Origin of the sequence: Gordonia sp. N1V (genome assembly GCF_029269935.1) — a bacterium.
Classification (GTDB): domain Bacteria; phylum Actinomycetota; class Actinomycetes; order Mycobacteriales; family Mycobacteriaceae; genus Gordonia; species Gordonia polyisoprenivorans.
In genome coordinates this window covers 105,263-127,753 of sequence record NZ_JARJDD010000001.1, presented here as the reverse complement: position 1 = coordinate 127,753, position 22,491 = coordinate 105,263, and the positions used below count along the sequence as shown (strand labels likewise).

Annotated in this window: 25 protein-coding genes; 22 read left to right on the top strand and 3 right to left on the bottom strand. The window is 68.6% G+C overall.

The genetic code is table 11. The features are described from left to right. Positions 1–76: 76 nt before the first annotated feature. The 7 genes from P3L18_RS00600 to P3L18_RS00570 all read left to right on the top strand — a co-directional run bounded on the left by P3L18_RS00600 (position 77) and on the right by P3L18_RS00570 (position 6,154). Entirely contained in the window at positions 77–1,375 is a 1,299-nt protein-coding gene (locus tag P3L18_RS00600) for an adenosylmethionine--8-amino-7-oxononanoate transaminase (RefSeq protein ID WP_276112947.1), read from the top strand. Beyond that, complete coding sequence (locus P3L18_RS00595) at positions 1,372–2,562, top strand: 8-amino-7-oxononanoate synthase (protein ID WP_079930072.1); 1,191 nt, start codon at positions 1,372–1,374, stop codon at positions 2,560–2,562. Before P3L18_RS00600 ends, P3L18_RS00595 begins: the two co-directional genes overlap by 4 nt. A 62-nt stretch (positions 2,563–2,624) precedes the next feature. Next, positions 2,625–3,371: a dethiobiotin synthase gene (gene bioD, locus P3L18_RS00590; RefSeq protein WP_079930071.1), complete on the top strand. Its 747-nt coding sequence runs from the start codon at positions 2,625–2,627 to the stop codon at positions 3,369–3,371. Then, positions 3,368–4,408 (top strand): biotin synthase BioB, encoded by a 1,041-nt coding sequence (bioB, locus tag P3L18_RS00585; RefSeq protein WP_276112946.1) that lies wholly within the window; start codon positions 3,368–3,370, stop codon positions 4,406–4,408. The genes bioD and bioB overlap by 4 nt, the downstream gene beginning before the upstream one ends. 48 nt (positions 4,409–4,456) lie before the next feature. Further along, a complete protein-coding gene (locus P3L18_RS00580; protein ID WP_035728452.1) occupies positions 4,457–4,717 on the top strand; it encodes a hypothetical protein in 261 nt (86 codons plus the stop codon). Next, positions 4,714–5,328: a DUF2567 domain-containing protein gene (locus P3L18_RS00575; protein ID WP_276112945.1), complete on the top strand. Its 615-nt coding sequence runs from the start codon at positions 4,714–4,716 to the stop codon at positions 5,326–5,328. The genes P3L18_RS00580 and P3L18_RS00575 overlap by 4 nt, the downstream gene beginning before the upstream one ends. A 112-nt stretch (positions 5,329–5,440) precedes the next feature. After that, complete coding sequence (locus tag P3L18_RS00570; protein ID WP_094600686.1) at positions 5,441–6,154, top strand: NUDIX hydrolase; 714 nt, start codon at positions 5,441–5,443, stop codon at positions 6,152–6,154. Between the two features lie 48 nt (positions 6,155–6,202). Here the strand turns inward: P3L18_RS00570 and P3L18_RS00565 are convergent, their stop codons facing one another. Then, positions 6,203–6,661, bottom strand: a complete 459-nt coding sequence (locus P3L18_RS00565; protein WP_006371451.1) for a LuxR C-terminal-related transcriptional regulator — start codon at positions 6,659–6,661, stop codon at positions 6,203–6,205. A 261-nt stretch (positions 6,662–6,922) separates the two neighbouring features. Between P3L18_RS00565 and nadA the strand changes: the two genes are divergently transcribed. The 3 genes from nadA (at position 6,923) to P3L18_RS00550 (ending at position 9,928) form a co-directional block, all read left to right on the top strand. Next, a complete protein-coding gene (gene nadA, locus P3L18_RS00560) occupies positions 6,923–7,984 on the top strand; it encodes a quinolinate synthase NadA (RefSeq protein ID WP_276112944.1) in 1,062 nt (353 codons plus the stop codon). Positions 7,985–7,988: 4 nt separating this feature from the next. Then, positions 7,989–8,888, top strand: a complete 900-nt coding sequence (nadC, locus tag P3L18_RS00555; protein WP_079930062.1) for a carboxylating nicotinate-nucleotide diphosphorylase — start codon at positions 7,989–7,991, stop codon at positions 8,886–8,888. Positions 8,889–9,154: 266 nt separating this feature from the next. Beyond that, entirely contained in the window at positions 9,155–9,928 is a 774-nt protein-coding gene (locus P3L18_RS00550) for an SDR family NAD(P)-dependent oxidoreductase (protein WP_276112943.1), read from the top strand. 10 nt (positions 9,929–9,938) lie between these two features. Here P3L18_RS00550 and P3L18_RS00545 read toward each other — a convergent pair whose 3' ends face one another. Further along, a complete protein-coding gene (locus tag P3L18_RS00545; RefSeq protein WP_276112942.1) occupies positions 9,939–11,465 on the bottom strand; it encodes a glycosyltransferase family 39 protein in 1,527 nt (508 codons plus the stop codon). Positions 11,466–11,654: 189 nt separating this feature from the next. After that, the gene (locus tag P3L18_RS00540) at positions 11,655–12,692 is read right to left on the bottom strand and encodes an alpha/beta hydrolase family protein (RefSeq protein WP_276112941.1); all 1,038 of its coding nucleotides are present in this window, start codon (positions 12,690–12,692) and stop codon (positions 11,655–11,657) included. A 244-nt stretch (positions 12,693–12,936) separates the two neighbouring features. Between P3L18_RS00540 and hisD the strand changes: the two genes are divergently transcribed. The 12 genes from hisD (at position 12,937) to P3L18_RS00480 (ending at position 22,464) form a co-directional block, all read left to right on the top strand. After that, positions 12,937–14,277, top strand: a complete 1,341-nt coding sequence (hisD, locus tag P3L18_RS00535) for a histidinol dehydrogenase (protein WP_276112940.1) — start codon at positions 12,937–12,939, stop codon at positions 14,275–14,277. Between the two features lie 65 nt (positions 14,278–14,342). Continuing rightward, a complete protein-coding gene (locus P3L18_RS00530) occupies positions 14,343–15,494 on the top strand; it encodes a histidinol-phosphate transaminase (RefSeq protein WP_020170959.1) in 1,152 nt (383 codons plus the stop codon). Next, positions 15,495–16,136 carry an imidazoleglycerol-phosphate dehydratase HisB gene (gene hisB, locus P3L18_RS00525; protein WP_020170960.1) on the top strand — a complete coding sequence of 214 codons (642 nt, stop codon included), beginning with the start codon at positions 15,495–15,497 and terminating at the stop codon, positions 16,134–16,136. Further along, positions 16,133–16,774, top strand: a complete 642-nt coding sequence (gene hisH / locus P3L18_RS00520) for an imidazole glycerol phosphate synthase subunit HisH (protein ID WP_020170961.1) — start codon at positions 16,133–16,135, stop codon at positions 16,772–16,774. The genes hisB and hisH overlap by 4 nt, the downstream gene beginning before the upstream one ends. Continuing rightward, the gene (locus tag P3L18_RS00515) at positions 16,771–17,043 is read left to right on the top strand and encodes a hypothetical protein (RefSeq protein WP_006371438.1); all 273 of its coding nucleotides are present in this window, start codon (positions 16,771–16,773) and stop codon (positions 17,041–17,043) included. The genes hisH and P3L18_RS00515 overlap by 4 nt, the downstream gene beginning before the upstream one ends. Before the next feature lie 18 nt (positions 17,044–17,061). Next, on the top strand, positions 17,062–17,805 hold the full coding sequence (gene priA / locus P3L18_RS00510) for a bifunctional 1-(5-phosphoribosyl)-5-((5-phosphoribosylamino)methylideneamino)imidazole-4-carboxamide isomerase/phosphoribosylanthranilate isomerase PriA (RefSeq protein WP_006371437.1): 744 nt from the start codon (positions 17,062–17,064) through the stop codon (positions 17,803–17,805). Then, on the top strand, positions 17,802–18,653 hold the full coding sequence (locus P3L18_RS00505; protein ID WP_006371436.1) for an inositol monophosphatase: 852 nt from the start codon (positions 17,802–17,804) through the stop codon (positions 18,651–18,653). The genes priA and P3L18_RS00505 overlap by 4 nt, the downstream gene beginning before the upstream one ends. Further along, entirely contained in the window at positions 18,650–19,522 is an 873-nt protein-coding gene (gene hisF, locus P3L18_RS00500; protein ID WP_276112939.1) for an imidazole glycerol phosphate synthase subunit HisF, read from the top strand. The genes P3L18_RS00505 and hisF overlap by 4 nt, the downstream gene beginning before the upstream one ends. 4 nt (positions 19,523–19,526) lie before the next feature. Continuing rightward, a complete protein-coding gene (gene hisI / locus P3L18_RS00495; RefSeq protein WP_006371434.1) occupies positions 19,527–19,892 on the top strand; it encodes a phosphoribosyl-AMP cyclohydrolase in 366 nt (121 codons plus the stop codon). 52 nt (positions 19,893–19,944) lie between these two features. Further along, positions 19,945–20,124 (top strand): 4-oxalocrotonate tautomerase family protein, encoded by a 180-nt coding sequence (locus P3L18_RS00490; protein WP_006371433.1) that lies wholly within the window; start codon positions 19,945–19,947, stop codon positions 20,122–20,124. Next, entirely contained in the window at positions 20,121–21,707 is a 1,587-nt protein-coding gene (locus P3L18_RS00485; RefSeq protein ID WP_276112938.1) for an anthranilate synthase component I, read from the top strand. Before P3L18_RS00490 ends, P3L18_RS00485 begins: the two co-directional genes overlap by 4 nt. Beyond that, positions 21,700–22,464, top strand: a complete 765-nt coding sequence (locus P3L18_RS00480) for a TIGR02234 family membrane protein (RefSeq protein WP_276112937.1) — start codon at positions 21,700–21,702, stop codon at positions 22,462–22,464. The genes P3L18_RS00485 and P3L18_RS00480 overlap by 8 nt, the downstream gene beginning before the upstream one ends. Positions 22,465–22,491 lie beyond the last annotated feature (27 nt).

Genomic DNA, 22,491 nt, shown 5'->3' with positions numbered 1-22,491 from the left:
GCCCCCTCCCGCACCTGTGGGCCGCCGGCCCCGGATCGACACGTCGCCCGCATCGACACATCGAAGGAACGTCCCCGTGGATCAGATGAGCATCAGCCGCATCGATGCGGACCACATCTGGCATCCCTACGGTGCGTTCCCACCGTCGACCCGGCCGCTCGTCGTCACCGGCGCATCCGGCGTGCGACTGGAGCTGGCCGACGGACGCACGGTCGTCGACGGGATGAGCTCGTGGTGGGCGGCCATCCACGGTTATCGTCACCCGGTCCTCGACGCCGCAGTGCGGCGTCAGCTGGACTCGATGTCGCACGTCATGTTCGGCGGACTCACCCACGAGCCCGCGGCGCGACTCGCCGAGCTGCTCGTCGACCTCACCCCCGAGCCGCTGCGCAAGGTGTTCTTCTGCGATTCCGGTTCGGTCTCGGTGGAGGTCGCGGTCAAGATGGCGTTGCAGTACTGGCGCGGTCGCGGCGAACCGGGCCGTACCCGGTTGCTCACCTGGCGCGGCGGCTACCACGGCGACACCTTCACCCCGATGAGCGTGTGCGACCCCGACGGCGGCATGCACAGCATGTGGACCGACGTCCTGGCCCGCCAGATCTTCGTGCCCGCGCCGCCGGAGGACGCCGACGACTCCTACGACGCCGACCTCGCCGACGTCGTCGCGGCCCATCGTGACGAACTCGCGGCGATCATCGTCGAACCGATCGTCCAGGGTGCCGGGGGCATGCGGTTCCACGACCCGGCGCATCTGCGCGCGCTGCGCCGCATCTGCGACGAGCATGGCGTGTTGTTGATCTTCGACGAGATCGCCACCGGCTTCGGTCGTACCGGATCGATGTTCGCCGCCGATCAGGCCGGTGTCGCCCCCGACATCATGTGTGTCGGCAAGGCGTTGACCGGGGGATACCTGACCCTCGCAGCGACCCTGTGCACCGAGGAGGTTGCCGAGGTGATCAGTTCCGGCGAGGCGGGCGGACTCGCCCACGGCCCGACGTTCATGGCCAATCCGTTGGCGTGCGCGGTCGCCGTCGCCTCGACCGAGCTGCTGGCGTCGCGCCCGTGGCGTGACGACGTCACCCGCATCCGGGACGGGCTGCGCCGCGGACTCGACCCGCTGCGCCACCTCGACGGTGTCCGCGACGTCCGGGTCCTCGGCGCGATCGGTGTCGTCGAACTCGACCGACCGGTCGACATGGCGGCCGCCACCACCGCCGCGCTCGACGCCGGCGCATGGCTGCGACCGTTCCGCACCCTGATCTATGCCATGCCGCCGTTCCTCTGCTCCGACGACGACGTCGACGTGATCACCCGCGGCATGGCATCGGCGGCGCGGGCCAGTATCGCCGCAACCCGAGAGGTGGCGTCGTCGTGACCACCACGGACACGATCATCGGCACGACCGGGCCCGCCCTTGACTGGCTGCATGCGGCCCAGCGGGCCACCGCGCAGGCCGGGCTGCATCGGGACCCCGTCGTCCGCGACGGTGGTGCGGGCCTGCTCGATCTCGCCTCGAACGACTACCTGGGGATGTCGCGGAATCCGGTGGTGCTTGCCGCGGCGCGCACGGCGATCGACGAGTGGGGTGCGGGCTCGACCGCCTCGCGACTGGTCGCGGGCACCACCCGGGCGCACCTCGACCTCGAAGGCGAGATCGCCGAATTCCTGGGATTCCCTTCGGCTCTGGTGTTCTCCTCCGGCTACCTCGCCAACGTCGGGGCGATCACCGCGCTCGTCGGGCGCGGCGACCTGATCGTCAGCGACACCGGTACCCACGCCTCCCTGATCGACGGCTGCCGGCTGTCGCGTGCGCGTGTGGTGGTCGTCGATCGCGGCGATCACGACGCGGTCCGCGCGGCGCTCGCAGCCCGGGACGAGGAACGCGCACTCGTCGTCACCGACTCGATCTACAGCGTCGACGGCGCCGCCGCTCCCGTGCGCGAACTCTACGACGCCGCACGAGCGCACGGCGCGGCGCTGCTGGTCGACGAGGCGCACGGCCTCGGGGTGCGCGGCCCGGGCGGGCGCGGCGTCATCGCCGAGGCCGGCCTCTCCGGTGCGCCGGATCTCGTGGTGACCACGGTCGCCTCGAAATCGCTGGGCGCACAAGGGGGAGTGGTGCTCGGACCGACGGTGCTGCGCGGCCACCTGATCGACCGGGCCCGCACCTTCATCTTCGACACCGGCCTCAATCCGGGGGCGGTCGGTGCCGCCCGGGCCGCCCTGGCATTGCTGCGGACGGACCCGGACATGCCACTACGGTTGCGCGACAACGTCCTTCGCATCGCAGGTCGTCTCGGCCTGGCCCTGCCGCTCGACCCGCACGGAATCCCGCAGACCTCCGCGGTGCTCTCGGTGATCGTCGGTGATCCGCAACCCGCGCTCGCCGCCGCCGCCGCCTGCCGGGCCCGCGGGGTGTTCGTCGGATGCTTCCGACCGCCGTCGGTGCCACCGGGTACCTCGCGTCTGCGGCTGACGATGCGCGCCGACCTCGACGCCGCCGACGTCGATCGTGCCGCCGACGTCGTCCTCGCCGCGCTCCGGGAAGCGGGTGTTCGATGACCGGTGGTCGGGTTGTCCCACAGGGTCTTACGGGTTCACATGGCCTTGCGGATCGTTGCCTGGTGATCACCGGCACCTCGACCGACGTGGGTAAGACCGTCGTCACCGCAGCGCTCGCCGCGACGCTGGCGGCCCGCGGTGTCGATGTCGCGGTGTGCAAGCCCGCCCAGACCGGCGTCGAACCCGACGAGCCCGGTGATCTCGCCACCGTCACTGCCCTTGCCGGAGCGCTGCCGACCCACGAGTGCGTGCGGTTCGCCGACCCACTCGCCCCCGAGACCGCGGCCCGACATGCCGGGGCGCCGCAGGCCGACCCCGGCACGATGGGCCGTCAGATCGCCGGATTTGTTGCGGCGCATCAGATGACGCTGGTCGAGGGGGCCGGCGGGGTGCTGGTCCGGTTGGCTCCCGAACACACGATCCTCGACGTGGCCGCCGCACTCGTCGCCGACGTGCTCGTCGTCGTCGACCCCGCACTCGGCACCCTCAATCACACCGAACTGACGGTTCGGGCCATTAGGTCAGCGGGGCTGCGGCCGGCCGGGCTCGTTCTCGGATCGTGGCCGCGCACACCCGATCTCGCGATGCGCTGCAATCGCGAGGATCTGCCCCGGCTGACCCGGGTGCCGGTGGTCGGGGTGCTACCCGCCGGTGCCGGCGGCCGTAGCCGGGCCGACTTCACCGAGTCCGCACCCGGCTGGTTCGACCCCGGCTGGATCGAGAGCCTCACCCCTGCAACGCCGGCGCCGTCACCTCAGTCCGTACCCGCACCACCATCCGTGCCCTCACATCAAGGAGTTCACCCATGACCCAGGCCACCGTACAGTCCGACGTCGCGGCCGGGACCGACACCGACGACATCCTCGCCGTCGCCCGCGCCCAGGTCCTCGAACGCGGTGAAGCGCTGACCCGCGATCAGGTGCTCACCGTGCTCCGACTCGGCGACGACCGGCTCACCGAGCTGCTGCAACTGGCCCACGACGTCCGCATGCGGTGGTGCGGACCCGAGGTGGAGGTCGAGGGCATCATCTCGCTCAAGACCGGCGGGTGCCCCGAGGACTGCCACTTCTGTTCGCAGTCGGGCCTTTTCGCGTCTCCGGTGCGCAGCGCCTGGATCGACATCCCGTCGCTGGTCGAGGCCGCCAAGCAGACGGCCAAGACCGGTGCCACCGAATTCTGCATCGTCGCGGCGGTCCGCGGCCCCGACAAGCGCCTGCTCTCGCAGGTGTCCGCCGGGATCGAGGCGATCCGCAACGAGGTCGACATCCAGATCGCCTGCAGCCTGGGCATGCTCACCCAGGAACAGGTCGACCAGCTCAAGGACATGGGCGTCCACCGCTACAACCACAACCTGGAGACCGCCCGCAGTCACTTCCCGAACGTGGTCACCACCCACACCTGGGAAGAGCGTTGGGACACGCTGCGCATGGTCCGCGACGCGGGCATGGAGGTCTGCTGCGGCGGCATCCTCGGCATGGGGGAGTCCCTCGAGCAGCGCGCCGAGTTCGCCGCCGACCTCGCCTCGCTCGAGCCCGACGAGGTGCCGCTGAACTTCCTGAATCCGCGTCCGGGCACCCCGTTCGGCGATCTCGACGTGCTCCCCGCAGCCGAAGCGCTCAAGGCCGTCGCCGCGTTCCGGTTGGCCCTGCCGCGCACGATTCTGCGGTTCGCCGGCGGCCGGGAGATCACCCTCGGCGATCTCGGGGCCAAGCAGGGCATCCTCGGCGGCATCAACGCCGTCATCGTCGGCAACTACCTGACCACGTTGGGTCGCCCTGCCGAGGACGACCTCGATCTCCTCAACGACCTGTCGATGCCCATCAAGGCGCTCAACGACAGCATCTGATCCACACCGAGGACGAACGTGACTAGGCTCGCCAGCGTGAGTGGTGCGATGACAACAAGCCTGACCTCCGGTGCGGTGCCGATCCCGGGCCCGCTGGATCAGCCGTGCCGGTACGGCGTGTACACCGGGATCGAGGTGGAGATCGAGTCGGCCGACGCGATACCGCCCGCGGCCCGGCTCGGCCTCGAGCCGCCCCGATTCTGCGGGCAGTGCGGGCGGCGCATGATCGTGCAGGTCCGCCCGGACGGATGGGATGCGCGATGCTCGCGGCACGGTCGCGTCGACTCCTCCGACCTGGGTCACCGATGACCGCGCCCGGTCCGGTGTCCGCCGGACCCCGCAGGCACCTCGCGCACCGCACGCCGGCGACGCTGGCGGCGTGTGCAGTGGTGATCGGAGTGCTCGGGGTGGTCGCCGGTGGTCTGTGGGCTGTGATCACCCCGTCGATGAGCGCGCTGAAGGGCGCGCATCAGGTGTATCCGATTGACAGCATCGCCGGTGTCTCGGCATTCGCCTTCGTCATGCTCGGGTACGGCGCGCTGGGCGGTGTGCTCGGGTGGCTGGTGGCCCCGGGCTGGCGCGGGCTGCCCGGGTACGCGACCGTCTTCCTCACCACGGTGCTCGGGTCGGGCATCGCCGGATGGGCCGGGACGCTGATCGCAGCGCGTCGCTTCACCGACCCCGACTCGGTCGCGGTGGGCGCCCTCTTCCGCGCCGTCCCGCAACTGTGGCTCGACGGCGCGACCCGCGGAACCCCCAGTGGCCCATGGGCGTTGGCGATCTGCGCGCCGCTCGCGGCCACGGTCGTCTACCTCGTGTTCGCCCTGGCGAATCGCCACGGGGATCTCGGCGTCGGGGATGCGCCGCCCGAAACCCCGGCGCCGCAACCGGTTCCCGCGCAGCCCGCCCCGCCCGCGTAGTCGCCGACGGCGCCCGTCTCGACGCCGACAGCGCCCGTCCCTACGCCGACGGCGCCCGTCACCACGTCGACGGCGCCCGTCGTCACTGCGACTCACCCCTACAATCGACCCCATGCCATCACCCGCGCGCGCCGAGTCCGACGAGGCGTCCGTCTCGCCCTTGCGTGTCGAGGTCCTGACCGCGGTGTTCCAGGTCCGCGACATCGATGACACCGCGCCGGAACTTTGTGTGCTCCTGACCCGCGGCGAGGGATCGACCTGGTGTCTCCCCGGCGGGCGGGTCGGCGCCGAGGACACCCTGGAAACCTGCGCGCGACTGGTCGTCGCCGACATGGTCGACATCGGCACTCTCGCGCACCTCGAACAGCTTTCGGTGTTCTCCGCGCCGCATCGTGTGCCGGGTATCCGCACCATCGCGTCGACCTACCTCGGACTCGTTCCCAGCGATGCGCGCACCACCTCACCGGATCGCGCCGACTGGCACCGTGTCGACGCGTTGCCCGAACTGGCCTTCGACCACGGCTCTGTCATCACCAAGGCCCGCCATCGGTTGGCCGCGAAGCTCTCCTACACCAACATCGCTTTCGCGTTGGCGCCGAGCAGGTTCCCGATGTCGGAGCTCTCCGAGATCTACGGTGCCGCTCTCGGCTACCGCGTCGACACCACCAATCTCCTGCGCATCCTCAGTCGGCGGGGTGTCGTCGTCGCCACCGGCACGTTGGGCCGGACGGGTCGGTCCGGGGGACGACCACCGGCGTTGTATGCCTTCGCGGACAACGAACTTCGAGTCACCGACGAGTTCGCCACCCTCAAGCCGCCCATGTGAATTCACGACTGTGAACTCTGACGGCTGTGTGCTCGTCCGGCGGCCGCCTCAGAGCTCGTCGAGCACGACCAGCCCGTCCTGGATGGCGCGGGCCACCAGCGATGCCTTGGTGCGTGCAGTGCGTCCGGCCTGGGCGTACTTGCTGCGAATCCTGGCCAGGTGGGTGTTGACGGTGCCCACCGAGATGTTCAGATCCGTCGCTGCCTCCGACTTGGAGTCCACGAGCAGCCAGGTACGCAACACCTCGACTTCGCGGCACGTCAGGGGGACAGCGGGATACTGGCGTGTTTCCGCCGGCTCGGGCACGAGGACAGGGCGCAGCGCCTCCGGTTGTGGCATCGGGGGGACGATGCGACGCGCGGCGAGACGTTCGAGGGCCTCCTGACGGCGGCGAACCGCCTGCAGGGGTGTGGAGTATGCCCGCCGCACCGGGATCACCGGGCGCGGTGCGGCGATGGGGACGATCGGGGCCCGGGATTCTCCGGCGGGGGTCAGGCTTGCGGTCATGATGGTCAGGCCTCCTGTGAACATGCAGGTGAGGGGATGTGCGGCGACGCAGTACCGACGCTACGTTCGACGAGTCTCCGGCAAACGCGTAGTGGACTACTTGGAATGCGCTTGGAACTACTCGTGTGCGCCGGAATGTCCGCGCACGGGCCGGTGTTACGATGATCACCAGGTTTTCGATCAGTAGTCGAAAACCGGTCTCGGAGCACAGCCCGTGCCGCGAGCAGCAATGCCCGAGCGGCATGAAGGACGGAGTGGCAGATGAGCATCACCAGCGACCGCATCGCCGTCGGCGACACCACGCCGGCACTGGTCGACGCCCGGTGGGTGGACGGTCCCGGGGGATACACCGGTGTCGAACCGACCGCGGAGTGGGCCGAGGAGATCCGACGCCTCGCACGTGCCCGCAATGCCACGCTGCTCGCCCACAATTATGAGCTGCCGGCCATCCAGGACGTCGCCGACCACGTCGGCGACTCGCTGGCCCTGTCGCGCATCGCCGCGGAGGTCGACTCCGACGAGATCGTCTTCTGTGGTGTGCATTTCATGGCCGAGACCGCGAAGATCCTGAGCCCCGACAAGCGTGTGCTCATTCCCGACGCCCGCGCCGGCTGTTCGCTGGCCGACTCGATCACCGCCGACGACCTGCGCGCCTGGAAGGAAGAGTTCCCCGACGCCGTCGTGGTCTCCTACGTGAACACCACCGCCGAGGTCAAAGGCCTCACCGACATCTGCTGCACCTCGTCGAACGCCGTCGACGTGGTCGCCTCGATCGATCCCGAGCGTGATGTGCTCTTCCTGCCCGATCAGTTCCTCGGGGCACACGTCAAGCGTGAGACCGGCCGCGACAACATCCACATCTGGGCCGGCGAATGCCACGTGCACGCCGGGATCAACGGTGACGAGCTGACCGCGCAGGCCAACGCCCACCCCGACGCGGACCTGTTCATCCATCCCGAATGCGGTTGCGCCACATCGGCGTTGTACCTCGCCGGTGAGGGCGCGGTTCCCGACGACAGGGTCAAGATCCTCTCCACCGGCGGGATGATCGACGCCGCCCGCGCCACCGGTGCCAAACAGGTCCTCGTCGCCACCGAGATCGGCATGTTGCACCAGCTGCGAAAGGCCGCCCCCGGCATCGACTTCCAGGCCGTCAACGATCGCGCTTCGTGCCCGTACATGAAGATGATCACCCCGGCTGCGCTACTGCGTGCGTTGCGGGAGGGCCGCGACGAGGTGTTCGTCGCCGACGACGTCGCCGAGCGTGCACGTCGCAGCGTCGAGCGGATGATCGCGATCGGCAATCCGGGCTCGGGGGAGTGACGCGATGAGTGCCACGTTCGTCGGGCAGGAAACGGCCACGGGCCGAGACGAACTCGAGATCACCGACGAGATCCGCGCACTCATCCGCACCGCACTCGACGAGGACCTGCGCTACGGACCCGACGTGACCACCGCGGCCACCGTGGCGCCGGACGCGAGCACCGACGCCGCGATCGTGTCCCGCCAACACGGCGTCGTCGCCGGAATCCCGGTGGCGCAGGCGGTGTTCGACGAGGTCATCGGTGTAGGGGCGTACACGGTGACCGAGGTTGTGCCCGACGGCACGCGAGTGGCACCCGGCGACACGGTCCTCGCGGTACATGCACCGACCGCGTCTCTGCTCACCGCCGAGCGCACATGTCTGAATCTGCTGTGTCACCTGTCGGGGATCGCCACCGCGACTGCGGCGTGGGTCGACGCGGTCGCCGGTACCGACGTCAAGATCAGGGATTCCCGGAAGACCTTGCCCGGCATGCGGTCTCTGCAGAAGTACGCCGTCCGCGCCGGCGGCGGTGTCAACCATCGGATGGGCCTGGGTGACGCCGCACTGATCAAGGACAACCATGTGGCCGCGGCCGGGTCGGTCCGCGCCGCGCTGGAGGCCGTGCGCGCGGCCGCGCCGGAGCTGCCGGTGGAGGTCGAGGTCGATTCGCTCGAACAGTTCGACGAGGTCCTCGAATTGTCGCCGCAACTGGTACTCCTGGACAACTTCGAGCCCTGGGCCACCCAGATCGCGGTGCAGCGCCGCAATTCTCGGTCCCCGCAGACCAAGCTGGAGAGTTCCGGCGGCCTGTCGCTCGACGTCGCTGCCGAATACGCCCGCACCGGCGTCGACTATCTCGCCGTGGGAGCGCTCACCCACTCGGTGACCGTGCTCGATCTCGGGCTCGACATCATCACCTGAAGCCAACCGGCGACTGGGGCGCCGAGCGCCTCGACCATCGGGGCGAACGACGAGCCTCGGGAGCCCTCGCGCCGATCGGTGTGCGCGCCCCCGGCCGAACCCGTGGTGACTGCGTCGACGGTGCTCTGATGCGTCGAGTGTGTTCCTATTCCACGAAAGTGCTATTTGTGCTGCCCCTGTCGGGGAATGTCCAACGCGCATGATGCTCCCTACGGTGTGGGGAGCATCACATCCGTGGTGTACACACCTGACTGAGGAGGACAACCATGTCGCGGTTCGAGGACAAGGTCGCGCTGGTCACCGGCGGAGCTTCGGGTATCGGCGCTGCGGTCGGCCGAAAACTTGTCGACGAGGGAGCCTCCGTGGCTCTGCTGGATCTCAACGCCGACGGCGTCGCGTCGGTGGCGAAGGGCCTCGGGGACACCGTCGTCGGGGTGGCCGGCAACGTGGCACAGGAGGACGACGTCGCCGGTGCTGTCGCACTCGCCGTCGAGCGGTTCGGCCAACTCGACGTCGCATTCAACGTCGCCGGCATCGCGCGGATCGGCACCATCGTGGACGGGCCGACGTCGGACTGGGACGCCACGATCGATGTCGTGCTCAAGGGCACCTATCTGGTCACTCGACATGCTGCACGAGCGATTCGCGACGGTGGCCGCGGCGGCGCCATCGTCAATGTGTCGTCGCTCAATGCCCATGTACCGCTATATGGAGGCAGCTCGTACGCGGCAGCCAAGGCGGGCGTCGAGAGTTTCACCAAGAACGCGGCGCTGGAACTCGGAGCCGACGGAATCCGCGTCAACGCCGTCCTGCCGGGACTCGTCGATACGCCGATGACCGCACCGTTCCTCGGTATCGAATCGGTGGCCACGGACTATCTGAATCGGATCGTGATGGACCGGGCGGGCACACCCGAGGAGATCGCCGACGCCTGTCTCTTTCTGGCCGGCGAACAGGCGAGCTACATCAACGGCACCAGCCTCGTCGTCGACGGCGGCTGGGAGATCACCAATTATCCCGACCTGAAGGCCTTCACCTGACACCGCGGGGTCACCGGGTCGGGACGAATGCGATCACCTGGAGGTCCTTCCCGGAGAACCTGCCCGACTCGCGAAATCCGTTCGCACGCAGACTATCCGACGGAACCGACGCGTTCTCCCGATCGGTGAGCACCCATACCCGTGGGCAACCCCGCGCCCGCTGACCGGTCGTGTCGGTGGGCAGTGACCGGTCCCAGAGTGCCCCGCGATCGCGGGACGACCCGGCAGTGTCGTCGAGCATGATGTCTCGCCCGTGCACGAATCCCTGCGGATAGCCCTCGGCGATGTAGCGGGACGTGCCGTCGGCGTGCGCGACATCGCCCTCGACGAGGCAGTCCTCGTTCGTAACGTGTTCGGCGAGATGCTGTGTGGCCGAACGATAGTCGATGCCGTACGGCTTCGTCAGCGGTGTGTGCAGGTAGACGACGGTCGGTAGGGCCAGAACGACGAAGGCCGCCGTCCAGACGGCCACCATCGGCACCCCGGCCCGGATTCGGTTGTCGGCGAGGCGAATCACGCCCGCCGCGAGTAGCAGTGCCACCGCGGGCGCGACGAACCACAGGTACCGCGTCACGAACGACGGGCTGATCAGGGAGTACAGGCCCAAGAGAATCGGTGGCACGATCAGCCACGGCCACGCAATCACCGGCAGCGTCAGGCCGGGCGGTGGTGGCTGCGTCGCAACGGAACCCCGGTCCGCGCGTGCACGGACGATACCGACGAGCGTGCACACCCCCACGACGAGGGCCAACAACGTCAATTGCGGTGCGTTGGGGAAAGCGATGTCGTTGACGCGAAGCACCGGGTTGTAGTGGTAACCGCCGATCCAGGCGACCTGGCCGGATTGGTCGGCGACCGCGAGCACGAGTGGGGAGACGACGATCACCGCGGCAACCATGCACGCCAGCACGATGGGGATCGCGCGACGAGTCGATCGCGAGATCAGCACACTGAGCGCGTGAGCGGCCATCAGCGGGGCGCTCAGGATCGAGAAGGCCATGCTCGTCACCAGCAGCACACCATAGGTCAGTGCTGCGGGCCACCAGCGCCGACCGTCGAGGATCGCGCGCACCAGCGTGACCAACGCGAGGGTGGCCCAGACCGCGGCGGCAACGGTGAAGGCATACGGGCGGGCTTCCGTCGCGGTCTGAACGGTACTCGGCAGGAATGCGAAGAACACCGCGGCGACGAGTGCCGTGGTCGGCCCCGCCAGCCTCCGGGCGAGCACATGGATGCCTGCGCCGGCGAGTCCGATGGCCACCACGCCGGGTAGACGGGTCCACAACTCGGTGTCCGGGACGAGGCGCAACCACCCGTCCATGAACCAGTAGTAGGCGCCGTGGACAGCGTCGACATTGCCGAGGAGCCGCATCAATTGTGCGGGCGTGCGCCGCGCCGCGCCGAGCGTGGCCATCTCGTCGTACCAGAATTGCGGAATCCAGGAACCGACGAAGGACACCAGTGCCGCCAGCGCGCCGGCGGCCACCGCTGCAGATGTGTCAGATGAATGTCGGCCCGAAATGTGGGTCACGTTCATGACCCTCCACGTAATCACATCTCGTAAAGAGGTTCTCGGTCCGCATCGCCGAGATCGACGACCCCACCCGCCGCTGCCGAATGGCATTGTCGTGATTTCCTTCCGGAATTCCGAACAACACAGGAATCACTCGCCCAAGGAATGCCGCGGATCGGTAGATGTTTCGACGAGGTCTGGCGAGCACGGCGCTCACGCCCCGATCGCGCGCCCGATCACCGGCCACGAGGCGCGCAGGTCCGCGGCGAACACGCCCCAGGAGTGCGATCCCAGTGGGCGTGCCGAGAATGTGTGCGCAATCCCCAAGGCGGTCAACCGATTCGACATGGCTGCAGTGCACACTCGTGTGTACGCCTCGATCTGACCGCCGCCGGCGAGTCCGCCGAGGGTCTCGGCCGGGCCACCGTCGATCGGGCCGGGCATACCGGTGGCCGCCGACAGGAACACCGCCGTGCCACGCAGCTTGCCCGCATTGACGATCGGGTCATTGGCCACCCAGTCCGGTCCGCCCGGCGGTCCCCACATGTTGAGCATGTTGCCGCCGCCGCGGGTGACCACGGCGGTTACCGCGCCGACACCGAGCAGGTCGGTGGTACCGGGACATCCGCTGTAGGACGCGACCGCGCGATACAGGCCCGGAGCCGATTCGGCGATCGCCAGGGCCGGACCTCCCGACATCGACACCCCGGTGATCGCGTTGACCCCGTTGGTGTGGAAGGCGCGGTTGACGATCGGGGGGAGTTCCCGTGTCAGGAAGGTTCGCCACTTGTTGCGGCCCAGGATCGGATCGTCGCGCTGCCAGTCGGTGAACATCGACGCGCGACCTCCGACCGGGAAGACGGCCGTCACGGTCTTGCCTGCGAAGAAGGCACGGGCGCCACCGTTGTTGATCCAGGAGATCCCATCCTCGCCGCCACCGAGTCCCGGCAGCATGTAGACGGCCGGTCCCGCAGGTCGACCCGGCGGGTGCAGGACCTGACTGGTGATCACCTTGCCCATCGCCGACGAGTACACCTCGAGCACCGACTCGGTCGGGGAGAGGTCGTGGACGGCGACGAGGTGTGCCGCCTGCGCGCGAGCCGGCACCTGCGCACCGACGGTCGCGGCCAGCAGCAGCATCGCCGCGATCATCCCGATGCGGCGGGCCCACGACGAGGCGGTGGGTCCGGCGCCATGGGGTCCGGTGCCGTTCGGTCCGGATCGTCTCAGGCCGGATCGTCGAGTTGTCATCCACGTGCTCCGTTCGCAATTCGTGTGGTCCCGACGCATGTCTGTGAGGTCGCTGTGAGCATATCCGTGGCAGGTGGGTCCAGAGTTACCCATGGTGCGATTTCGTTAGAGGTGCGTAATGAATCCGAGTCCTTGCATCCGCAAGGTTTGCGCTGCTCGCTCGCATGAGGTGCAGGTGAAATCCGCTCGCCTCGTGCCCGTATCCTGGATGGGTCATTTCCTCCAGTCACGCCAGGAGAGATCCATGCTCGCCCGAACCGACCTGCGCGGTAGCACCCCGACGCTTGCCGAACTGCGTCGCGCGTTGCCCCGCGGGGGCACCGACGTCAACGCCGTTCTCGACACGGTGGGGCCAGTGGTTCATGCCGTCGCCGAGCGCGGCACGGCAGCGGCACTGGAGTACGGGGAGCGCTTCGACGGTGTACGGCCCGCGTCGGTGCGGGTGCCGTCATCGGTCATCGGTGACGCACTCGCGGCGCTGGATCCGGCGGTCGCCGATGCCTTGCGCGAGTCGATCACACGCGCACGGGCGGTGCACGCCGATCAGCGCAGGCAGACCTCGCGGACGCAGGTCGTCGACGGCGGTGTGGTCAGTGAGAAGTGGATTCCGGTGCGACGCGTCGGTCTGTACGTGCCCGGCGGCAATGCCGTGTATCCCTCGTCGGTGATCATGAACGTCGTTCCGGCGCAGGAGGCCGGCGTGGGGTCGCTGGTGGTGGCCTCGCCGCCGCAGAAGGACTTCGGCGGATGGCCGCATCCGACGATCCTGGCCGCGTGCGCGTTGCTCGGGGTCGACGAGGTGTGGGCGGTCGGCGGAGCGCAGGGCATTGCCTTGTTGACCTACGGCGGAACCGACGCCGATGCCGCCGATGCGCCCGGCGCCGTCCTCGATCCGGTGGACCTCATCACCGGGCCGGGCAACATCTACGTGACCGCGGCCAAGCGGTTGTGCCGCGGGGTCGTGGGTATCGACTCCGAGGCCGGGCCGACCGAGATCGCGATTCTCGCGGACGCCACCGCGGTGCCCGAACTCGTTGCCGCAGACTTGATCTCCCAGGCCGAGCACGATGTCCTGGCCGCGTCGGTACTCGTCACCGACAGCGTCGACCTCGCCGATGCCGTCGACGCGGCCCTCGACGGCCAGGTGGCACAGACCAAACACCGCGAACGGGTGGCAACCGCCTTGGCGGGCAAGCAATCCGGTGTGGTGCTCGTCGACGATCTCGAGGCGGGACTGGCGGTGGTCGACGCCTACGCCGCCGAGCATCTCGAGATTCAGACGCGCGACGCGGCCGCGGTGGCCGATCGCGTGCACAATGCCGGCGCGATCTTCGTCGGTAACTACGCGCCGGTCAGCCTCGGTGATTACTGTGCGGGTTCCAATCACGTTCTGCCGACCTCGGGTTCGGCGCGCTTCGCGTCGGGGTTGTCGGTACAGACCTTCCTCAAGGGCGTCCAAGTCATCGACTACGACGAGGCCGCACTGCGTGATGTCGCAGACAAGGTCGTCACCCTGGCGCAGGCCGAAGACCTTCCGGCACACGGGGATGCGATCACCCGGCGCTTCATGGAGGACGCGCGGTGACCGCGGAGGGCGTAGCGAGCGGGCCGAGTGTGCCTGGCGCCGGGAGCGCAGCGAGCGGGCCGAGTGTGCCTGGCGCCGGGAGCGCAGCGAGCGGGCCGAGTGTTCCCGGCGCGTCGATCTCGGTCGACGAGTTGCCGTTGCGGGACAACCTTCGTGGGAAGAGTGCCTACGGTGCACCGCAGTTGACGGTTCCGGTGGTGCTCAACACCAATGAGAACCCGCATCCGCCGTCGGCGGCGTTGATCGCCGACGTCGCCGAGTCGGTCCGTGCTGCGGCGGCGGAGTTGCATCGATACCCCGACCGGGATGCGGTCGCGCTGCGTACCGAGTTGGCGGAGTATCTCACCCGCGCCACCGGCGTGCGGTTGTCGGTCGAGAACCTTTGGGCGGCAAATGGTTCCAACGAGATCCTGCAGCAGCTGCTGCAGGCCTTCGGGGGGCCGGGGCGGACCGCGTTGGGGTTCGTGCCCAGTTATTCGATGCATCCGATCATCTCCGACGGCACCACCACCACGTGGCTGGAGGCCAAACGCAACGCCGATTTCTCGCTCGACGTCGATTACGCCATCGGTGAGGTCGCCGCGCGCCGCCCCGACGTCGTGTTCCTCACCTCGCCCAACAACCCGACGGGTGCGTCGATCCCGAATGCCGGGTTGCGCGCCATCGTCGATGCCGCGCCGGGCATCGTCATCGTCGACGAGGCGTACGGTGAGTTCTCCGAGCAACCCAGTGCGGCCGAATTGATCGACGAGTTCCCGGCGAAGGTCGTCGTGAGCCGCACGATGAGCAAGGCGTTCGCCTTCGCCGGCGGACGGCTCGGGTATCTGGCCGCGTCGCCGGCGATCGTCGAAGCCCTGCAACTCGTGCGGTTGCCCTATCACCTGTCGGTGCTGACCCAGGCGTCCGCGCGAGCGGCGCTGCGCCACGGCGAGGAGACCCTGGCGGGGGTCGCCACGATCATCGCCGAACGCAAGCGCGTCGTCGCCGAGCTCGCCGCGTCAGGTTTCGAGGTGATCGACTCCGACGCCAACTTCATTCTGTTCGGACGGTTCGCCGACGCCCCGGCGTCGTGGCAGCGCTACCTCGATGACGGGGTCCTCATCCGTGACGTCGGGATTCCCGCATACCTGCGGGTGACGGTCGGTCTGCGTACCGAGAACGACGTCTTCCTCGAGGTCAGTCGACGCCTGGCCGCAACCGATCTGGAGAATGGCTGAGTGAGCACCACACAGGAGTCGAGCACAACCGGGGCCCGCATCGGCAGGGTCGAGCGCACCACCAAGGAGTCGTCGATCGCCGTCGAGATCGACCTCGACGGCACCGGTCGCACCGACATCTCCACCGGCATCGCGTTCTTCGATCACATGCTCACCGCGTTCGGTGCGCACGGCAGCTTCGATCTGACGGTCAAGGCGACCGGTGATGTCGAGGTCGAGGGCCACCACACCATCGAGGACACCGCGATCGTCCTCGGTCAGGCGCTCGGTCAGGCGCTCGGGGACAAGAAGGGCATCCGTCGCTTCGGTGACTGCTACATCCCGATGGACGAGACCCTCGCACACGCCGTCGTCGACGTGTCGGGCCGGCCGTACTGCGTCCACACCGGCGAGCCGGAGCATCTGCTGGCCGCGGTCATCGGCGGGTACCCGGGCGTCCCGTACTCGACGATCATCAATCGGCACATCTTCGAGTCGATCGCGCTGAATGCCCGTATCGCACTGCATGTTCGGGTGCTCTACGGACGCGATCAGCACCACATCACCGAGGCGGAGTTCAAAGCCGTCGCCCGGGCGTTGCGCGAGGCCACCGAGGCCGATCCGCGGGTGACCGGGGTGCCCTCGACCAAGGGTGCTCTATGAGCGGGCCCGACGTCGTCGTCCTCGATTACGGGTCGGGGAATCTGCGGTCGGCGCAGCGGGCACTGGAGCGGGCCGGCGCTGCGGTCACCGTCTCGGCCGATTTCGACACCGCCCTGAACGCGACCGGTCTGGTCGTGCCGGGCGTCGGGGCCTTCGCGGCTTGTATGGAGGGACTGCGTGCGGTGAAGGGTGACCGGATCATCGGGCGTCGCCTCGCCGGCGGCCGTCCGGTCCTCGGGATCTGCGTGGGCATGCAGATCCTGTTCGATCACGGTGTCGAGTTCGGGGAGGAAGCCGACGGGTGTGGTGAATGGCCCGGTTCGATCACCCGGCTGCCCGCGCCGGTGCTGCCACACATGGGATGGAACACCGTCGATGCCCCCGAAGATTCGGTGCTGTTCGCCGGGCTCGACGCCGACACCCGCTTCTACTTCGTGCACTCCTATGCCGCGCAGTCCTGGGAGATGGACAACGACGGCACCGCGCTCCGCGCACCCCGGTTGACCTGGGCCGACTACGGTGGGAAATTCCTCGCCGCCGTCGAGAACGGTCCACTGAGCGCCACCCAGTTCCATCCGGAGAAATCCGGTGACGCCGGGGCGCACCTGCTCGCCAACTGGATCGGGGCCCTCTCATGACCGACTCGGGTGCCGGCGGTGATCCGGAGTACCGCTTCTCCTACGGTCGATTCGTCCTGTTCGTCCTCGGCGCGGGTGTCATCGTGCTGGTGATCTGCATCCCGGTGGTGCTGGCGTTGGCCAAATGGAATGCGATCGCCGGGCTGGTCGCGTCGCTGGTCAGCATCGTGCTGATGATCACGGCGATCGGCATCACCTCCAAACGCTTGATCGGCAAAGCCGAACGCGCGCTGCGCGCCCAGCACCGCAGCAACCCCCCGACCTCCTGAAAGGACCCGCGCAACCCCATGGGAACAACCCTCGAACTGCTTCCGGCCGTCGACGTCGCCGATGGTCAGGCGGTGCGCCTGGTCCAGGGCGCCGCCGGTACGGAAACCTCCTACGGTTCACCGCGGGAGGCCGCGCTCGCCTGGCAGAAGGACGGCGCGGAGTGGATTCACCTCGTCGACCTCGACGCGGCCTTCGGACGCGGCAACAATCGTGACCTGCTCGCCGAGGTCGTCGGCGAACTCGACGTGAAGGTCGAATTGTCCGGCGGCATCCGCGACGACGAGTCGCTCGAGGCCGCACTGGCCACCGGTTGTACGCGGGTGAATCTGGGCACCGCCGCGCTGGAGAATCCGCAGTGGTGCGCCACGGCGATCGAGCGATTCGGCGACCGGATCGCCGTCGGGCTCGACGTCATCCGGGAAGGCTCGTCGTACCGGTTGCGCGGGCGCGGCTGGGTGACCGACGGCGGCGACCTGTGGGAGGTGCTCGAACGGCTCAACGGCGATGGATGCGCCCGCTACGTCGTCACCGACGTTTCCAAGGACGGCACGCTGGGGGGGCCGAATCTCGACCTGCTCGCCGAGGTCGCCGCGGCCACCGACGCGCCGATCGTCGCGTCCGGTGGGGTGTCGGCGCTCGACGACCTCGTCGCGATCGCCGGTCTGGTGGAGCAGGGCGTGGAGGGTGCAATCGTCGGAAAGGCGCTCTACGCCGGGCGTTTCACCCTGCCCGAGGCGTTGACGGCGGTCGGCCGACGGTGACCGCGGGCGCCGACCTGGATCTGTCCCGACTGCTCGAGGTGGCCGGGGGAGTCCTCGACGGGGTCAGCGACGAGTTCATCGCCGGTCTGGGAGCGCCGAGCGCGGTCCGCAAGGGTGCCACCGACTTCGCCACCCAGGTCGATCTCGATCTCGAACGCCGGATCGTCGGCGAGCTGACCGAGCTGACCGGTATCGGGGTGCACGGTGAGGAATTCGGCGGTCCGCCCGTCGACGAGGGCGTGGTGTGGGTCCTCGATCCGGTCGACGGTACCTACAACTATTCGGCCGGTGTGCCTTTGACGGGCATCCTGCTCGCGCTGCTCGTCGACGGCGAGAGCGTGTTGGGTCTGACGTGGTTGCCGTTGTCGCGGCAACGTTTCGCCGGGCACCTCGACTCACCACTGCTCTGCAACGGCGAGCCGGTGACCCCTTCCGGCGCAACGTCGTTGGCGCAGTGCGCGATCGGCTTCGGGCCGTTCAACGTCGGGCACGGCGGCCGGTATCCCGGTGCGCGCCGCGCCGACCTGATCCGGGCGCTGTCCGGGCGGGTGGCCCGGCTGCGGATGACCGGTAGCACCGGAGTCGACATGGCCTATGCGGCGTCGGGGACCTTCGGCGGCTCGATCGCCTTCGGTCGTCACCCGTGGGACAACGCCGCCGGCGCAGCCCTGGTTCGTGCTGCCGGTGGCGTGGCCACCGATCTGTCCGGACAACGGTGGACCGTCGACTCGCCGTCGTTGGTCGCCGGGTCACCGGGGATTCATTCGGCGCTGATGGACGTTGTGTACGAGGTGATCGGTGACGAGTGGTCCGCCGATGCCGCCCGACCCGAGGAGACCGACCGATGACTTTGGCCGTGCGTGTGATCCCGTGCCTCGACGTCGACAACGGACGCGTCGTCAAGGGCGTCAATTTCGCGAATCTGCGTGATGCCGGTGATCCGGTGGAGCTCGCGGCCCGCTACGACGCGGAGGGTGCCGACGAGCTGACGTTCCTCGACGTCACCGCGTCGAGTTCGGGGCGCGCCACCATGATCGAGGTCGTCGGGCGCACCGCCGAGCAGATCTTCATCCCGCTGACCGTCGGTGGCGGCATCCGCACCGTCGCCGATGTCGACACGATGCTGCGGGCCGGCGCCGACAAGGTCAGCGTCAACACCGCGGCGATCGCCCGGCCCGAGGTGCTCGAGGAGATGAGCAGGCGTTTCGGTTCGCAGTGCATCGTGCTGTCTGTCGATGCGCGTACCGTGCCCGACGGCGAGCAGCCGACCCCGTCGGGCTGGGAGGTCACCACGCACGGCGGCCGCCGGGGTACTGGCATCGACGCTGTCGAATGGGCAAGGCGCGGACAAGAACTCGGCGTCGGGGAGATCCTGTTGAACTCGATGGACGCCGACGGCACCAAGCAGGGCTTCGATCTGCGCATGCTGACCGCGGTCCGTGCGGCCGTCGAGGTGCCGGTCATTGCCAGCGGTGGCGCGGGGGCGGTCGAGCATTTCGCGCCGGCGGTCGCGGCGGGCGCCGATGCGGTGCTCGCGGCCTCGGTGTTCCACTTCGGCCAGCTCACCATCGGTGAGGTCAAAGCGTCGATGGCGGCCGCCGGGATCACCGTGCGGAACGCACGCGACACTCCCGTGCGGAACGCACGCGACACTCCCGTGCGGAACGCACGCGACACTCCCGTGGGGAACGCACGCGACACCCCGATGGAGGTGTGAGGCAATGGCTCTCGATCCAGAGTTGGCGAGTCGGCTCACCCACAATGCCGACGGCTTGTTCAGCGCGGTCGCCCAGGAGCGCGAGACCGGCACCGTGCTGATGGTGGCGTGGATGGACGACACCGCACTCGAACGCACCCTGGCCACGCGGCGCGCGACCTACTTCTCACGGTCCCGTCAGGAGTATTGGGTGAAGGGTGAGACCAGCGGTCACACCCAGTACGTGCACGACGTCCGGCTCGACTGCGATGGCGACACGGTGTTGTTGATCGTCGATCAGGTGGGCGCGGCCTGTCACACCGGCAATCACAGTTGCTTCGACACCCCGTCGTTGCCGTTGGCCCAACCCGACGCGACCGGCGCGGGGTAGTGCCTGGGAGAATCGGGGCGGACATTCATTTGACGAAAGGTGGCGACGAGTCATGCCATTGATCCAGATCTCGCAGACCCCCGGGCTCTCTGACCGGGTGAAGCGCGAGACCATCGCGGCGGTGACCGAGGCATACGCGCGGGCCACCGGCAAGAGCCCGGATTCGGTGTGGGTCACCATCAACGAGATCCCGCGCACCCAGTGGGGCGTGGGCGGCGAGCCCCTGGGATGAGTACGCCCGCGATGAGCACCTCCACCCACGACCATGCGGCGGGTTCGGCCACGACGAGTCTGGCCGAGTTCCTGGATCTGGCTGCCGACCATCGTGTCGTGCCGGTGACCCGCAAGGTCCTTGCCGATTCGGAGACACCGCTGTCGGCGTACCGCAAGCTCGCGGGCGACCGCGCGGGCACCTTCTTGCTCGAGTCCGCCGAGAACGGGCGGAGCTGGTCGCGGTGGTCGTTCATCGGCGCGGGTGCGCCGTCGGCGCTGACCGTTGTCGACGGCAAGGCCAGTTGGTGGGGGGCGGTGCCGTCCGGCGCGCCGGTCGACGGTGACCCGCTGACGGTGCTGGCCGAGTCGCTACGGCTGCTGGCCACCGATCCGTTGCCGGACATGCCGCCGCTGACCGGCGGCTTCGTCGGATTCATGGCATATGACATGGTGCGTCGGCTCGAACGGCTCCCCGAGACGACCACCGATGACCTGCACCTGCCGGATCTGATGATGTTGCTCGCGACCGATCTGGCCGCGGTCGATCATCATGAGGGCACGATCACCCTGATCGCCAACGCCGTCAACTGGGACGGTTCCGACGAGCGTGCCGAGCAGGCCTACGCCGATGCTGTGGCCCGGCTGGACCGGATGACCCAGGCCCTCGCCGCGCCGGCGCCGTCGACGGTGTCGCATTTCGACCGGCCCGCCCCCGACTTTCGGGTGCAGCGCAGCCGTGAGGAGTACCACGAGATCGTGCGCGACCTCGTCGGCGAGATCGAGGCGGGCGAGGCCTTCCAGGTGGTGCCGTCGATTCGGTTCGAGATGGACACCGCCGCCGACCCGCTCGACGTGTACCGGGTGCTGCGCGCGTCCAATCCGAGTCCGTACATGTACCTGCTGCGGATTCCGGGAATCGAGTCCGATCCGTTCACGATCGTCGGGTCGAGCCCCGAGGCGCTGGTGACCGTGCAGGACGGCTGGGCGACGACCCATCCGATCGCCGGTACCCGGTGGCGTGGGGCGACCGAGGAGGAGGATCAACTGCTCGGGAAGGACCTGATCGCCGACGAGAAGGAGAACGCCGAACATCTGATGCTCGTCGATCTCGGACGTAATGATCTCGGTCGGGTGTGTCGTCCCGGCACCGTGAAGGTGAGCGATTACCGACACATCGAGCGGTACAGCCACGTCATGCACCTGGTGTCGACGGTGTCGGGGGAGTTGCGTGAGGACAAGCACGCCCTGGACGCGGTGACGGCGTGCTTCCCGGCGGGGACGCTCACCGGTGCGCCCAAGGTGCGGGCGATGGAGCTCATCGACACCCACGAGCGGACACGACGCGGCCTGTACGGCGGCATCGTCGGCTACCTCGACTTCGCCGGCAACGCCGACACCGCGATCGCCATTCGCACTGCATTGATCAAGGACGGCACCGCCTATGTGCAGGCCGGCGGCGGGGTGGTGGCCGACAGCGATCCCGACTACGAGTACAACGAGGCGCGGAACAAGGCGACCGCGGTTCTCAATGCGGTTGCCGCCGCCTCGACGATGCGTCGGGTCTCTGGCGGCGCCACCGAAGGTGGGTCGACAGATGAGTGAGCAGACCCCCGATCCGACGACCCCCGACGCCGCGGAGACCGCGCGCGGGTCCCGTCGGATCAAGGTGATCGCCGCGATCCTGATGGCGTTGGGTGCACTGGCGTTCTGGTCGGCCTCACGCGTGACGTGGGCGACCGTCTTTGCCGGTGACGGCATGTCGCCGGATCGATACATGCAGGTCAAGGGTGCCGACTGGAGTCCGTGGCTGACGCCGCTGGCGTTGGTGTTGCTCGCGGCGATCCTCGCGGCGTTCTCGCTGCGCGGGTGGGGATTGCGGATCGTGGCGGTCCTCGTCGCCGCGGGTGGGCTGCTCGCCGCGTTCCCGGCGCTGTCGCTGCTGACCAGCAGCTCCGATTCGCTGTACGCGGCACGGGCGATCGATCTGTCCGATCGGTACGTCGTGCGGCTGACGACCACCCACGGCTGGGTGTCGGTGGTCGTCTTCGCGGGGACAGTGTGTTGCGTCGCGGCCGGTGTTCTGTTGCTGCGCTCGGCCTCGGGTGCGGGGATGTCGAGCAAGTATCGGACACCTGCCGCACGCCGCGACGAACTCGAGCGCGAGATCTTCGCCGAGCACGAGCGCCGCAAGGCGGCCGGCGATGCAGGGACGGAGCCGGCCGGCGGGCTCACCGGTCGGGACGGGACGAACGCGGCGGCCGACGGCGAGGACGCGGCGCGCACGGAACCGCCACACGTGAACGAACGCATGATGTGGGACGCCCTCGACACCGGGATCGACCCGACCGAACAGCGCTGATCCCTGCGATGCTCGGCGTGACGTGGG